The organism is Maccoyibacter intestinihominis, from assembly GCF_040096355.1.
GTDB lineage: Bacteria > Bacillota > Clostridia > Lachnospirales > Lachnospiraceae > Maccoyibacter > Maccoyibacter intestinihominis.
The window spans coordinates 85,368-100,362 of sequence record NZ_JBBMEX010000003.1; the positions used below are offsets into that span (position 1 = coordinate 85,368).

A 14,995-nucleotide genomic window follows, 5' to 3' on the forward strand; every position below is an offset into this window, starting at 1 on the left:
TCTTTATTTACTTTTTCTAAACTAATAAAACATCCGGCACACCCTCCAGGAGTGCCAAAAACAACCTTAGCAAGCACTGCCTGTGTCATGACACAGGCGAAATTCCCCACACTTTCCTATCGTCTGTGCGTATGAATTTCCGTAGGGAAGTGTCCCTAACCCTCTTTTATTTTTTCTTCGGTTTTCCTGTGGAATACCTTGACCTTTCCTGCCGCTTTTGCTACAATCTGCTGTGGGTGATTGCGCCCAAAACTGAATAAAACCTGAAACGAACTGTTGTAAAAATCGAACATTTTACAGCAGTTTTTTTGTACCCAAAAGAGAGAAAGGAAGTGGCAGAAATGGCAAATCGAAACCGCACCAATCCGGTGCAATTTTATCTCAGTGATGATGAGCAGTACATTCTCACTACCAAATTCAAAGCATCCGGCATGAAAAGCATGTCAGCTTTCTTACGCAAGCTGGTTTTATATGGATATGTGTATGATGTCGATTACAGTTATCTGCGAAATTATAATACAGAGCTTGGACGAATCAGCTCCAGTTTAAATCAAATTGCAAAGAGGGTAAACAGCACCAGAAACATTTATCAGGAGGACATAGACGAAGTAAAGGAGTTGATGAATGAGGTATGGCATACACAAAAATCCATGCTATCAAAGCAACCGTTGATAAAGCCATAGAATATATCTGTAACCCGGACAAAACCGATGAACAAATCTATGTTTCGTCTTATGCGTGTGCGCCCGAAACTGCGGCGATTGACTTTAAATATACGCTTGACCATTGCAGGGAGAACAGTCCTAACAAAGCCTATCATCTGATACAGGCTTTTGCTCCGGGAGAAGTCAGTTATGAGGAAGCTCACCGCATTGGAAAAGAACTTGCTGACAAGGTTTTAGAAGGGAAATATTCGTATGTTCTCACCACACACATTGATAAAGGACATATTCATAATCACATCATATTTTGTGCTGCTGATAACATCGAGCATAACAAATATCACGACTGCAAACAATCGTACTACCACATCCGGAAACTAAGTGATGAACTATGCAAAGCGCATAATCTTTCCATCATCATTCCGGGTGGTGAACGTGGTAAAAAGTACAAAGAATGGCAATCTGATCAGAATGGCTCTACTTGGAAAACCCAGCTTAGAAGGGACATCAATTTTTGCATCAAGTCAGCTTCCACATACGAAGATTTTTTACTTTTAATGAGAGCCAAAGGATATGAAATTAAAGGGGAATCTTTTGAAGAAAGTGCTGCCAAATACATCTCTTTCCGTCCTCTGGATAAAGAACGTTTTGTCCGTGGCAGTACAAGGTCTTTGGGTAAGGAATACACAAAAGAACGTATCAAGGAACGCATCGAAAGGAAACGGGAGCGAAAGGCAGTAATCCCCAAAAGGGACTACTCTGCCCGCAGGCTCATTGACACCTCGGATGAAAAATTCCAAAGCAGTCCCGGACTTCAGCAATGGGCAACTATCGAGAATTTGAAGATTGCTGCACAAAGCTATAATGAAGTTGGTTCTCTCGCCGATCTGAAGCATCAGATTACTGTGAAAACCGAAGCGGGAAAATCTGCCAAACAGAGCGTTGTGAAACTGGAACACCGCATGAAAGACCTTGCAGAAATCATCAAATATGCCGAGCAGTACAAAACCAACCGCTCCTATCACATCGCCTATAAAAAGTCAAAGAACCCAGACGCATATTTCCGCCGATACGAAAGCCAGCTCATTCTATATGGCGGTGCACGATGTGTACTTGAGCAGACTGGGATAAACTTAAAAGGATTGAATGTTGATAAGCTAAAAGCGGAATATCAGGAACTAATGAAACAGAAAAATGAACTGACTTCCACCTATAAGGATTGTGAAAAGGAAGTGCGTGAGCTGAAACGGAAACAGGAAAATCTCAATCAGTATCTCGGACGGACACAGCCCAATCCGGCACAGGAACAACCGGAGAAGAATAAAAATCAGAGCTTATGAATAGTAAAGAGTACTATCATTTTCCGGTAGCGGGAGTATCCCAAAGTTTGTGTAAACCTCCAAACTGATGTAAGATAAAATTACTCAGTTTGGAGGTTATTTTTATGGCAAGAAGAAAAGACAGCCCACAAAAAGCAGCAATGAGAGAAATGATGCGTGACTATCTGAAAAATAATGATATCCGCATCAAAGATGGTACCGATGTAAACAGTATCATGCGTGACATGATGTCTGTTCTTTTGGAAGGTGCTTTGGATGAAGAACTGAATGAGGAATTAGGATATTCCAAGTATGACTACCGAAACAAAGAGACAGACAATAGTAGAAATGGACATTCCAGTAAAACCATGCACACCAGTTATGGAGATATGGATGTAGCTATCCCAAGGGACCGTAGTGGCGACTATGAGCCGCAGCTGATCAGAAAATATCAGAATACCGTAACTCAGGACATGGAAGAAAAAATACTTTCCATGTATGCAAAAGGAATGACAACCGGAGACATTGAATCCCACATGCGTGAATTATACGATATTGACATTTCTGACAGCACGATCAGCCGGATCACGGACAAGATCCTGCCTATTGTAAAAGAATGGCAGGAACGTCCTCTGGAGGAAGTGTATGCGGTAGTATTTATGGATGCGATCCACTACCATGTCCGCAGTGAAGGACGTATTGTAAAACGTGCGGTTTACATTGCCCTTGGTATCGATATGAATGGGAAAAAAGATGTTCTTGGAATGTATGTTGGAGAAAACGAAAGTGCAAAGTTCTGGCTTTCTATCATGAATGGATGAAAAAACAGAGGCGTTGAGGATATCCTGATTGCATGCGTGGATGGTTTAAATGGATTTCCACAGGCAATCGAGGCTGTTTATCCAAAAACAGAGATTCAGCAGTGTATCATCCATCAGATCCGTAATTCAACAAAGTTTGTTTCATACAAAGACATCAAAAAACTGATGGCTGATCTGAAGCTTGTATATGCGGCTCCCACGGAAGAAACAGCCTTAAATGAATTAGAGCTGTTCAAAGATAAATGGGATTCCAAGTACCCGAAGATCTATAAATCCTGGAATGATAACTGGACAACCCTGTCCACTTATTTCAAATATCCGGAGGCAGTAAGACGGCTGATTTATACCACAAATGCCATTGAAGGATTCAACCGCCAGCTCCGGAAAGTGACCAAAAGCAAGACGGTTTTTCCGTCGGATGACAGCCTTTTGAAAATGCTGTATCTGGCAACCATGGATATCACGAAAAAATGGACCGGTCACAGGCAGGACTGGGGACAGATCCATTCCCAGCTTGAAATTTATTTTGAAGAACGTCTGGCAGGACGGAACCTGTAAAACAGTCAATTTTAGGCAGGTTTTATTGACATGCCTAAAAACTCCTGTATAATGCAGATATGGGCAGAATCCGGAAAATCGGCTCTGCCCATTTGTAACTATTCACAAATCTTATATCAGTTTTTAACGTTTACACAAAACTTGAAACGGTCTCGTCAGCTCTGCTGTAACCCCTGCAGTACAGTTTGCCGATATATTTGCTGGTATTGTGAGACACTATTACGAAAATGAGCTTGACCAAAAAGAACCAGGAACAGAATTTCAGGAATGGCTTGTAGAGCTTTTCACCAAACTACATAATCTTACGGAAAATAACTTCATCCCCAAATCACATTATCTGGAATATGGCTTTCAGAAAATAGGCAAAAACTTCTCCTATCCTGTAAGCGAGAAATTTACTACTTCTGATAATGATGAAAACCTTTTAAGCGAAGAATTTTCTAATGATTTATCTGAATAATTTTTTGTTTGACTTCATACAAATATGGTGTATAATATTACTAGAGTCATATGTTGTTCCGTCCTGGAGCTGCGTAGGACTCGTAATATTAACCAAAGTATCGCACCTGCAGTTTAGCAGGTGCGATTTTTCTACTATCCATTTATGTAAGGTAAAACAGACTCTATCAAATACCTTGCAAATCCTGCGCTTGTATATGCCGCATATTTTTGATATCCATCTCCCTTTTTTTCATCAGCAAAATCACTAATAGATTTTAAACAAATTGGAATAGTACCACTATCTAATCCATAATTTGTTGCATAAAACATGCCATACGATTCCATATCTAATCCTACGGTTTTTCTAGAATGTTGTTTAATCATATCATCTACAATCTCTGAATTACCAACTACAGCCGCTCCACATGCCAATGGTCCTAATACTAATTTTAGGTCAGTGGGAATATCATCATCCCACCCCTTTCTTATATTATATAACTCCTCTGAATAATCTCTTTTTAGTACACTTTCCATATTAGGATGCAAAATAATATGCTTAGGATCAGGTGAAAATGCAAGCTTACCATTTTCATCGGTTATATACTTACCACTCGAATAATTCCATACCTCCGTTGCAGCAATGATATCTCCCAAATTTTTACCATTGCCAATACCTGCTGCAATACCTACCATGATTATATATAATGGTTTAAAATGATAAATAATACTTTGAGTCAAATTGGTTGCCGCTGCCATTCCCATTTCTCTTTGTTGCGCTATTATCACTCTTATTTTTCTATTCTTTCCATCAAGTTCCAAATAGTAATAGTCGCTTGCATCATTATCGAAACTTATTCTTTCTATACGCTTATCCTTAAATGTCTTTTTAACTGCATTCATCTCTACATCCACTGCGCATACTATAGCAACATCACATGATAAACGATTGGAAAAGTGTTTCTTTGAATTTTCATAATTTAAGCGATATTTAACTTTACTCTTAATAATATTCTCCCATTCCAATGATTGCTCATCATATTTTAATACCTGAAACTCTAAATCCTTCCCCAGCTCTGTACACTTTTTTTGAAGTTCATCATGTTCCGTTAGTATTACTATTTCCTGTGGTGTCCTTATTGCATCAGTTCCTAATATTTCATCAATAAATTCTAAGCCCGCAATTTCAGATTCATCTTCGGCATACTCTGCAATATATTCACTAATTTTTAAATCCATAACTACTAAATCATAAAAAGAACTTACTAATTTTTCTTTTGCTGATTTAAGATCCAACACATTCTCTAAATCTTCTGGATTAATACCTTCAATTTGACTAATTGCAGAATATAAACGCTTGAGTTTTTTACTCTCATCATCTACAAATAAAATTTTCATTTTCTTTCTCCTTATTTTACATATTTCTTTAGTTCAGACTTCCATTCTAGCGAAGATTGGTCATAATGAATACATCCTAAATAAATATTAGAATAATTCTTTTTCATTTGTTGATCTAGCTGCGCTAAATGAATTTTCTTTGTATCATCTTCAATCACATCAAAAGCCGTAATAACTAACACTTCTACAGATAATTCTTTCCTCTCTATTTCATCCAAAATCTCAATTCCACCAAAAGCTTCAAATTCATTTATGCCTTCATCTTCACCATTTAAGTCATACAAAGGCAAACTCATATCAAGTAGCACCATTTCAAATTCACATTTTCCAAGTGCAAGCATCCCGCCCATTAAAGAATGTGCTACTTCCACCTCATTTTGTGATAATTCCTCATTCAAATATTTCAAAATATCATTCTGTTTCACAATCTCATCTTCGATAAATAAAATTTTCATATATCTCCTTTCTTCAAGCAAGAATATTCATAACTCCAAATAAAATAGTAACCGTAAATGTTTGATTTTCTATGCTATATAAAATAGAATATGCTGTATTAATATTGTATTGAAAAGTTTTATAAAGTTTATATAGTCCTGTCCCTCCCTCACTTTGCGAATATTTTTTTACAGTCTCAGTATCCCTTGTTTTGTCAAATATTTCTGCAATTTTTCCTTGAAGTTCCTGTAAATCTATATCTTCACTCAAAGTATTGGAAATTGATAATCTTAAAAAATCAAGACTTTCTACTCGAATTTTCTTCTTATCAAATTCTTCTTTAAGCAACGTTAATACATCTTCATCTTGCTCTTTCTCTATATTAATTGTTAATTCTAGTTCTGCTAAATCTGCTATACCTGAATGTTCCAATGCGTTATTGATTAGTATATTAACCGCATCCACAAAATAAGGAAAATTTTCACCCTTATATAATGCCACATCATCAATTTTTCTAATCAACTTTACTGAAGACATACTACTATTCAATTTCGTTATAATTTCTAAGCAAGTATCTATTAAGTCTGTCATCGTAAAATCTAGATATGAAACATCTTTTTTTTCAAATACATTTGCAAACATCAGTGTACAAGGGGTACAAACAAGATAAAATAGAAATGAGGGGCGATAGAGCGGAAATGTCAGATTTTCCACTCTATCTGAACACGGTCGCTGGTGGCCTTGATCGTAGAGATCAAACCATCGGCGGCTTTTCTTTTGTCGTCAAAATCTATGCTGTCCCAGTTGTCGAGATAATAGGATAACTTCTTTATCTGCTGGGGAGATATGGTTTCAACGCTCAATTCAGCGATTGCCTTTGAAATGGTCTGGCGTCGGTTGTCCAGTTCTTCAATTTTTTTGTTAGCGTAGGCAAGCAAGGTCGCATTGGCTCCGGTCAGCGTATCCAGCAGCTTTTCAATTTCTGACTCCACCTGTGCCAGCTCCACTTGATAGGCGGTCAGTTTCGGATTGACTTTTTCCTCTCTGCCGTGGAGTATCTGAAAGTCTTTGAATTTCTCCTGCATGGCCGAGAAAATGAATTGCTCAAATTCTTCTTTGCGGATTTTCCCGCAGCCCGGACAGCCTTTGTTTTCCGTCCGTTTGGTACAGCGGAAATATCCAGTGCTGTTTGGTACATGGGTGGCTTTCAGAGCATACCCACAATGCCCGCATTTGATTTTTCCGGCCAGCCAAGTGTTCTTCGGTTTCCGTCCCTGCTGGAAGGTGGTATTTGCCATAAGTTTTTTCCGGCATTTAAGCCATGTGTCAGAGGAAATGAGTGCTTCGTGGGGAGCGATAACAAGTATCTGGTCTTTTAAGCACCTGTCCTTGTCCTCCTTCACATCCCGCCCCTGATAGAGATAGCAGCCGTTTGTTCCGGCAAAGTCGGAAGCGTCATTGACAATCGCTGCGCCCTGGCTCTTGAAAAATTCGTACAGCTCCAAATCGGCCTGTGCGTAAACGGGGTTTCTTAAAAGCTGGGAAAGAAATGTACGGAACATGGATTTGCCATAAATTTTTATGTCATGTTCCTCGAAGTATCGGGTAATATCTCCGAAGGAGGTTTCCGGTTCAGCGTACATTTCAAACATCAGCCGAACATGGTCGGCGGCTACGGGGTCGGCAACCATTTTCTTTGTGCGGATACCCTCTACCACAGTAGGCTCTAACTGATAACCGTATGGTGCCTGTCCGCTCATGTGAAAGCCTTTCAGGCACCGTGAATAGTAGGCGTCTGTGACACGCTTCTGAATTGTCTCACGTTCAAGCTGGGCGAATACAATGCAGATATTCAGCATGGCCCGGCCCATCGGGGTCGAAGTATCAAACTTTTCTGTGGATGATACAAACTCCACATCATACTCTTGAAACAGCTCCATCATCGTTGCAAAGTCCAGAATAGAGCGGCTTATACGGTCCAGTTTATACACGATGACCCGCCTGACCTTTCCCTTGCGGATCTCGCCCAGCAGCTTTTGAAACTCCGGCCTGTCCGTATTTTTACCGGAATAGCCTTTGTCCTTGAATACCCGGCAGCTCCCACCTTTCAATTCATACTTGCAAAAGTCGATCTGACTTTCAATGCTGATACTGTCCTTGCGGTCTACTGACTGTCTTGCGTAAATACAATCTTCTCTGATAAATTCCATATTGGGCTCCTTTCCTTGTTGGAATGGAGCTACCAACCTTACAACTATATTATACCATCAGCAGCCCCGGACAACAATGTTGCGAATGATTAGGGAAATCTGTCTCCATATTTGCGGAACACCTCATAAAGACAACGCTCAATTTCTTTTTTGCGCTGTGCTTTCTCCTTCGGGGGAAGTACCGGCGTGAGGCTTTCCAGCACAATGATCTTCCCTTGAAATGCGACAGACTTTGTTTCTCGTTCATAAGTGACAGCTTGCGTCATTGAAAACCTCCTTTGCGAAAGTGCGTGTATATGCCAGCCTTTCCCACTTGTCCCGTGGGGAAATGTCAAAAGACGGCACCCAGCAGGTGCCGCCCTTTGAGCTTTCTCCACTTCGGGTCAATGTGGTCCGAGGTCAGTAAGGACTGGAAAGGTACTTTTCTTTGGCATCCTCCACGCTGTTGAGGTCGAATACTTCATAAAGCTGCCCCACAACACGCCGTATATCCTTCTTTGAAAATCCGCAGTTCTCCATTGCCATAATGACATAACCACGGCAGGCGTCATTGCTCCATTCGTCCGGTTCCAAGCCGGGGATCATTCCAAACGCATTTCCCATAAAATGCTCCTTTTTTGAAAAGATGGGGAGCCACACCGGATCGGTTGGCCTATCATCAGACAGCATTGCCGGGGGCTCCCCATAGGTTTTCACTTCATTTCAGACACACCGGACGGGCATAGGCTTCATGCCCCATAGTATTTCAACTCTCCCCATTCTGATGGCAAGGCGTTCTCATTGCCTGCGACGGCTCACGGCTTGCAAGACCGCTTCAACGCTCGGACTGTGACTAAACGCAAGTATCCGGGTTCTGCGCCTGTTCCGGTGGAGCCAGCCTTGCCCCACCTATGGCATGGACCTGTTCGCTCGCTCAGTTTTACAAAGACTGTATTCTCTGAAATCCGAGGTCATGGCGGGTCTGTCACACAGCGCGTTCCCCTTCGTATCCGGGTGTCTTTTTATTCGATTTTCAATCTGCATGAGGCTTGTCTGAACCTCGGGCCATTGTGACCCGAAGTGTTTTGCCTCTCATAAGCCATTTCATTTTCCGGCCTAAATCGGTACGCCTTACAAAGAATTTTTCAAAATTTTTTCTAAGCGCCGCAGACCTCGCTCGATTGCGACACGAACCACTTTTTCATGGACGCCCTCTGCCCGGGCAATGTCCTGTTTGGTCATGCCGAGAATGAAATGAGCATAAATCCGTTTTGCCTGTTTGTCCGGCAAACTGGAAATCGCTGCGTGAAGCTCCTGCATGGTCACTTTCCGCTCATACAGTTCATGGGGAGATAAGGCAACAAAGACAGCTTCATGCTCCAGCCCGTCATCCCGATCAAGGGAATAGTAGGCTTTGTGGCGGTATGTACGCAGCCGGTAGGCAGCCTCTTTACGATCAAACTCTTTGAACATTTCTGCAACTTCTTCCGATACTTCCATGAAGCAATCTGATGTATAGAATGGGTAATAGTCCCGCAAATTGATAATAGCCATATTGACCTCCGTTTCGGTTGTTGGTTGACGAGTGACCGAAACGAAGGCGGCGGGGAGCGGCACCGGGGAATGACTTCGGGCCAACATGACCCGAAGCAGCCCCATAAGAACACAAAAGCGCCCGGGCGGCATGAAGCCACACGAACGCATGAAGTTACATATTCATTTATGTACTGTCTGATTTCACATTCATAACCAGACTGTCCCGGAGGGGGCGCTATGCTTTTTTTAATTGATGTAGGTCATGGGTACTATGAAAAGAGGCAAAAATAGACACGGCGGCAATCCTCCTTATATGCCGCCGTGGATTTACACGGTGTTAGGTCGTCGTTATTTTAAGGTAGACGAAAAGAAACGGCGGCTCTGAAAATCAAAGCCGCCGCTTCATAGGCGCGTGAAAATGTGTCTGCTGTACGACGGCTTTTTTTCTTTTGCCGTCGTCCGGCAGATTAACATATGAAACTATAATTCATTGATGGTTGCAGTAATCGACATATTGCGAATTCGTTTTGCCGGAGCATATACAGCTGCGATTGCCGCAATCGAGACAAACAGAAGAATAACGCCCAAAGAGATAATTGGGAACTGCCACACAGCAGATGGAAAATGCCCTGCAATAAGGAAATCATACAGCGATTTGCTAAGCGGCAAGCCAATAGCACAACCAACAACGCACCCCAAAACAGCATAGGTGAATGCTTCACAGGCAATCATTTTCGTCATTTGCCGTTCATCCATTCCTACTGCCCGCATAGCTCCATATTGCTTCATTCTGGCAGACACACTCATGGAAATGCTATTGACAATGTTCATTACCGTTACCAGTGCAATAATTGCCAAAAACGCATAAACACAGAAAACAAAAGCCATATAAGTTCCCGTAGTGCGCTCGTCGCGTTTATCTTGAAAGCTATATGTTTGATCTACGGAATTCTGGATTGCCTGAACATTTTCGTCCGTAACATCTCCCGTTGTTTGTATCAGCACAAGAGAATAACCTTCCTCTCCTGTCAAACGGACAAATGTTTCATCAGAGGTAATCAATGTGAGCTTTCCATTTGTCAATCCATTCTCACTAAATGGGTCGTTTTTTAACAGTCCGGCTATGGTAAGGGTTTCATCCCCAATCTGAACAGTGTCACCGATTTTCCATGTGCTGTCCTGATCGGATGTTGCCAAAACAAAATTGCTGTCCCTAAAAACTTTGGACAGATCACTCCCCCTTTTCAAAGCACTGTCTTTTTTCAGACATTGTAAATCAAAATCGTCATAAGAAATCAAATCGACTGTGCCAGAAAAGTTGGTGTCGTCGTTTAGTTTGGCAGAAACATCAAATACACTACGACGCCCGTAAACTTCCTTCACTCCATCCATTTCGCGGATGGTTGTAAGCAGTTCCCAAGGAATCGTATTACCGTCAGCACTTGCAATATCTATATCTGATGTGGCAGCCGACTGAGGAATCAGGTAATCCACAAAATCGACCATAATAGAAAAGCTCAAAAACAGGATGATGCTAAGTGCAAAAGAACCTGTCATCAGGAATAAATTTTTCTTCCCGGAGACCGCATGGCCGATACCGAGAAGGGCTTCAATCTTTCCGAATCCTGTATACTGGGAATGACGCATTGTTTTTCCGTGGTCTGCATTTCCAGACACCGCTGTGATAGGAGATACCTTCGCGGCATGTTTCGCCGGAGCATTTGCGGCGATCAGTACAGTAATCAGTCCAACAAAGATACCGCAGGCAATGCCAAAAATACTGATACCAAAGAGGGGAATATCAGAAAATTCTTCTCTGACTACAAAGCGCAGTACCGCACACAGCCCCCATGTTGTAACAACCCCTAAAATAAGACCGATGGGTACAGCCGTTTTGCACCAGTTCAATGCCTCCAGACGAACAAACCGAATAATCTGCTGCTTACTCATACCAATGCAACGCATCATTCCAAAAAATTTGGTTCTCTGGGCAACGCTACTGTTCATACTGCTGGAAATCATCAAAACGCCTGCAATCAAAATCAGCAGGAACAGAACAACCGCAACAGAAAGAAGGGTTTGCCCCATGGAACTGCCGAGCAAGTCTCCAATAGAGAAACTTCCATGCTTACCAACCAATCGGGCCTGTTCCATCCGAAAACCCATTTCTGCCATACTGAATACTGCTGTTACCATAAACACAGCAAATACAATGCAAAGCAGCGTCATACGATTTTGTCGGCGATGAACTTTAGCGGAGATGGGAATAAGACTAAGATAGCTTTTCATTCACGGCACCTCCCAAAATCAGTCAAAGTACCATCCGATACCTGTAATACCCGGTCTGCCGTTTGCGCAATACTGCGGTTATGGGTAATCATAATGATGGTCTGCTCGTATTTTTTCGATGTTTCTTTGAGCAATGCTATGACCTCACTGCTGTTTTGTGAGTCCAAATTTCCTGTTGGCTCGTCTGCCAGAATCAGAGAAGGACGGGTAATCAATGCGCGGCCAATCGCCACTCTCTGCTGTTGACCGCCGGAAAGCTGACTGGGTAAATGATTACGACGATCTTTCAAATTCAAAACCGTCAGCAGTTCCTCCAAATATCTCTTATCCGGCTTTTGATAATCCAACAACAGCGGAAAAATAATATTTTGTTCCACCGTCAACTCCGGGATAAGGTTAAACGCCTGAAAGATAAAGCCGATATTCCTCCGGCGGAAAACGGTCAGCTTTCGATCGTTCATGGCAAAAATGTCCTTGCCGTCAATCAGAACCTTGCCAGATGTTGGCGTGTCCAAAGCACCGATCATATTCAGCAGTGTACTTTTACCAGAACCGGATTCCCCGACGATTGCCACATACTCGCCCTTTGGAACAGAAAAGCTGACATCCTTTAATGCCTTGACAGCGGTTTCTCCGTTGCCATAGGTCTTACTGATATTTTTGACTTCTAATAAGTTCATAGTGTAAACACCTCTTTCTGAATGATTTTGCGATATAGGCAGGCTGTCTTTGTTTGTCCTGCCTATGTGTGAGAGAATAGCACCTGAATCTTACTGTAAGCCTACAGCCAGCCTACAATTTTGTAGGAATCAGAAAATTCATTGTGAAAGTTGTCCCGATACCTAATTCGCTGTCAACCTCAATGGTGCCGTTATGTGCTTCAACGATTGCCTTTGCCAAAGGTAATCCCAGTCCAATCCCTTGCTTGTCCTTAGAAAAACGACTGCGATAAAACCGCTTGAAGATGTGATGTATATCCTCTGGGTGGATGCCGCATCCATTATCCGTTATCACAATTTGGACACCAGACGGCAACTCGTTCCACGCAACACGAATTGTTGCACCACTTTCTGTATGGTCAAACGCATTTTTCACAATATTGTCGATTGCCTCATTCAACCAATCACGATCACAAAAAAGAGAAAGATGATCCGAGCCAGACAGAATGATTTCTTTCTTTTCCTGTCTGGCTCTATATGCAAAATGCAGTTCAATATCCCGCATCATATCTGCAACATTTTCTGCGTTCTTTTCCAAGACAATGGCTCCGGCATCCAATCTTGTAATCTTGAGCAGACTTTGCACCAGTGTTTCGATACGGTCAAGTTCCTGCTCAGACAAACCCGCAAATTCTTTCACGGAGGACACTTCTATATCCTCGTCTTGAAGGAGTCCGTTATAAATATTGAGTGCTGCCAGCGGTGTTTTCAGTTGGTGTGAAATGTCGGAGATTGTATTTTTCAAAAACTCTTTCTCTCGTAACTCGTTATCTGCATGGGCATTTAACACTGCCGCTAAAGAATTGATGGAATGAAGCAGTCGGTACAATTCGCCCTCATTGTCACATTCAATACGGGCATTGCGATCACCATCAAGATACGCATTGATTTGTAATATCGCCTGCTCCATGATCTGATTTTGCCGATTAAAATATACAAAGCAGACTGCCCATACAGCACCGCCAGCCAATAGAAAAAGGATTAGCAATAACAGAGAAAGCCGTCGATATGACAGCCATAGAAAAACCTCGGCTAAGAGAAATGTAACCCCAAAAACCAGTGAAAGCGAAAGAAATAGATTTTTGATTTCTTTATTTGCCAGTATCTTCATTCTGTACCTCACCCGATAATATTCCATTTATATCCCATACCTCGAACAGTCAGGAGCATTTGTGGTTCACTTGGATTATCCTCGATCTTCATACGAAGCCGACGCATATAGACCGTAAGGGTACTACTGTCGATATAATTCCCGTCGCAATCCCATAGCTTATCTAAAATTTGTCCCTTTGTCAGCACCATGCTTGGGTTTCTCATAAACAAGCACAGTAGCTTGTATTCCGCGGCAGTCAAATCCAACAGCTCCCCATTTTTGAAAACCTGTCCTTGCAGCAAAAGAACTTTGATGCCATTCGACTGCAATTCTGTGTCTGCTGTTTGAAAAGAATTTGCACGTCGAAGTAAGGCGTTAATCCTTGAAACGAGAACCCCCAGTTTGAACGGTTTTGTGATATAGTCATCACCTCCAATATCCAGCCCCATAATAATACTTGTTTCCTCATCCGAAGCCGTCAGAAAAATAATTGGCACCTTTGATGTAAGTCGAACTCTTTTGCAAAATTCAAAGCCAGACCCATCTGGCAGAGATACGTCCAACACCAACAAATCATATTTTCCGTCTGTCCACAATTCCTCCGCTTCTTTGAGCGTTCTGGCGATATTTAATTCAAATCCCTGCTTTTTGAAAGCAAAAGAAAGCCCGTTAATCAGGCTTAGATCATCTTCAAGAAGTAATATATTACTCATACTTTTTTACCTTTCCTTGTTTTGTTCGACCATCAATCGGCTTCTCCGCAGTTTTAGGGAGCAGCCAAACACCGGCCATTTTCACAGCGCCGGGGATACGCCCACCAGCACAATAATAATTTACCCTACGAGGTGTCACGCCCCACTTCTCGGCGGCCTCTTTCAATGTCATATAGTCCATTTCGCACCTCCACAGAGTACATTATAGTTCTTTATCTCGAACAGTACAAGTTGGAGGCTGCATATTGATGAAATGAAATACTACTTTGTGTAAAATCTCATTACATTCTCATAACCAGACCCGAAATGTACAATGATATAGGGTGATATGAGAATGAACCAAGAAGAAAGAAGGTTTGACTTTCACGGCCTCGGGGCGGCTCTCAAACGAGCCAGAGAAGAAAAGGGATGGACACAAGCCTATGTTGCGGAATTAGTAGACCGTGACTCCCGTACCATTATGAATATTGAGAACAAAGGTCAGTATCCCAGTTTCGACCTTTTTGTTAAACTCATTACCATGTTTGACGTTTCAGTTGACCAGTTTATTCATGCGGACGGAGGGGCAAGGTCAAGCTCTTGCAGAAAGCACATTGATGTGCTCCTAAATTCTATGAATGAAAAAGAGCTTGTTGTAATAGAAGCCACAGCCGAGGGCATTAAGAAAGCCAGAGAAACGGAGGTTCCAGAATAAGGGCCTCTGTTTTTTTGCGCCATTTTCGGGGGTGCCGCTAAGTGGCAAGCAATGCCTCTGTGGCCACAAGTGGCACAAAGGCGGCTTGTTGGGGCTCGCCCCAAACCCGTATCTTCGGGCCAACATGGCCC

16 protein-coding genes and 1 pseudogene are annotated in these 14,995 nt (G+C 42.2%); 5 read left to right on the plus strand and 12 right to left on the minus strand.

The genetic code is table 11. The annotated features are described in order from the left end of the window. Positions 1 to 341: 341 nt before the first annotated feature. The 4 genes and pseudogenes from WMO43_RS04120 to WMO43_RS04135 all read left to right on the plus strand — a co-directional run bounded on the left by WMO43_RS04120 (position 342) and on the right by WMO43_RS04135 (position 3,820). Positions 342 to 683 (plus strand): MobC family plasmid mobilization relaxosome protein, encoded by a 342-nt coding sequence (locus WMO43_RS04120; protein WP_353530163.1) that lies wholly within the window; start codon positions 342 to 344, stop codon positions 681 to 683. Beyond that, positions 632 to 2,002, plus strand: coding sequence for a relaxase/mobilization nuclease domain-containing protein (locus WMO43_RS04125; protein WP_353530165.1), 1,371 nt, complete (start codon positions 632 to 634; stop codon positions 2,000 to 2,002). Before WMO43_RS04120 ends, WMO43_RS04125 begins: the two co-directional genes overlap by 52 nt. A gap of 140 nt (positions 2,003 to 2,142) precedes the next feature. Next, a pseudogene (locus tag WMO43_RS04130) lies at positions 2,143 to 3,360 on the plus strand (IS256 family transposase). Between the two features lie 208 nt (positions 3,361 to 3,568). Further along, positions 3,569 to 3,820: a hypothetical protein gene (locus WMO43_RS04135; RefSeq protein WP_353530166.1), complete on the plus strand. Its 252-nt coding sequence runs from the start codon at positions 3,569 to 3,571 to the stop codon at positions 3,818 to 3,820. Positions 3,821 to 3,954: 134 nt separating this feature from the next. Here WMO43_RS04135 and WMO43_RS04140 read toward each other — a convergent pair whose 3' ends face one another. The 12 genes from WMO43_RS04140 to WMO43_RS04195 form a co-directional block, all read right to left on the minus strand. Continuing rightward, positions 3,955 to 5,196 (minus strand): phosphorylase family protein, encoded by a 1,242-nt coding sequence (locus WMO43_RS04140; RefSeq protein ID WP_353530167.1) that lies wholly within the window; start codon positions 5,194 to 5,196, stop codon positions 3,955 to 3,957. Positions 5,197 to 5,207: 11 nt separating this feature from the next. Beyond that, on the minus strand, positions 5,208 to 5,651 hold the full coding sequence (locus WMO43_RS04145; RefSeq protein WP_353530168.1) for a DNA-binding transcriptional response regulator: 444 nt from the start codon (positions 5,649 to 5,651) through the stop codon (positions 5,208 to 5,210). A 13-nt stretch (positions 5,652 to 5,664) separates the two neighbouring features. Continuing rightward, a complete protein-coding gene (locus tag WMO43_RS04150) occupies positions 5,665 to 6,345 on the minus strand; it encodes a hypothetical protein (RefSeq protein WP_353530169.1) in 681 nt (226 codons plus the stop codon). Beyond that, positions 6,333 to 7,841 carry a recombinase family protein gene (locus tag WMO43_RS04155; protein ID WP_113993191.1) on the minus strand — a complete coding sequence of 503 codons (1,509 nt, stop codon included), beginning with the start codon at positions 7,839 to 7,841 and terminating at the stop codon, positions 6,333 to 6,335. The genes WMO43_RS04150 and WMO43_RS04155 overlap by 13 nt, the downstream gene beginning before the upstream one ends. 89 nt (positions 7,842 to 7,930) lie before the next feature. Further along, positions 7,931 to 8,107, minus strand: a complete 177-nt coding sequence (locus WMO43_RS04160) for a hypothetical protein (protein ID WP_165483719.1) — start codon at positions 8,105 to 8,107, stop codon at positions 7,931 to 7,933. Positions 8,108 to 8,240: 133 nt separating this feature from the next. Then, entirely contained in the window at positions 8,241 to 8,444 is a 204-nt protein-coding gene (locus WMO43_RS04165; protein ID WP_118440659.1) for a hypothetical protein, read from the minus strand. A 507-nt stretch (positions 8,445 to 8,951) separates the two neighbouring features. Continuing rightward, positions 8,952 to 9,374 (minus strand): RNA polymerase sigma factor, encoded by a 423-nt coding sequence (locus tag WMO43_RS04170; protein ID WP_004064265.1) that lies wholly within the window; start codon positions 9,372 to 9,374, stop codon positions 8,952 to 8,954. Positions 9,375 to 9,836: 462 nt separating this feature from the next. Continuing rightward, positions 9,837 to 11,645 (minus strand): ABC transporter permease, encoded by a 1,809-nt coding sequence (locus WMO43_RS04175; RefSeq protein WP_113993193.1) that lies wholly within the window; start codon positions 11,643 to 11,645, stop codon positions 9,837 to 9,839. Continuing rightward, the gene (locus WMO43_RS04180) at positions 11,642 to 12,325 is read right to left on the minus strand and encodes an ABC transporter ATP-binding protein (protein ID WP_008705963.1); all 684 of its coding nucleotides are present in this window, start codon (positions 12,323 to 12,325) and stop codon (positions 11,642 to 11,644) included. Before WMO43_RS04180 ends, WMO43_RS04175 begins: the two co-directional genes overlap by 4 nt. A 112-nt stretch (positions 12,326 to 12,437) precedes the next feature. Next, entirely contained in the window at positions 12,438 to 13,475 is a 1,038-nt protein-coding gene (locus tag WMO43_RS04185) for a sensor histidine kinase (RefSeq protein ID WP_113993194.1), read from the minus strand. An 8-nt stretch (positions 13,476 to 13,483) separates the two neighbouring features. Then, entirely contained in the window at positions 13,484 to 14,170 is a 687-nt protein-coding gene (locus WMO43_RS04190) for a response regulator transcription factor (protein WP_113993195.1), read from the minus strand. Further along, complete coding sequence (locus tag WMO43_RS04195; protein ID WP_110435694.1) at positions 14,163 to 14,351, minus strand: helix-turn-helix domain-containing protein; 189 nt, start codon at positions 14,349 to 14,351, stop codon at positions 14,163 to 14,165. The genes WMO43_RS04190 and WMO43_RS04195 overlap by 8 nt, the downstream gene beginning before the upstream one ends. A 153-nt stretch (positions 14,352 to 14,504) precedes the next feature. Between WMO43_RS04195 and WMO43_RS04200 the strand changes: the two genes are divergently transcribed. Beyond that, entirely contained in the window at positions 14,505 to 14,864 is a 360-nt protein-coding gene (locus WMO43_RS04200) for a helix-turn-helix transcriptional regulator (protein WP_055650131.1), read from the plus strand. Positions 14,865 to 14,995 lie beyond the last annotated feature (131 nt).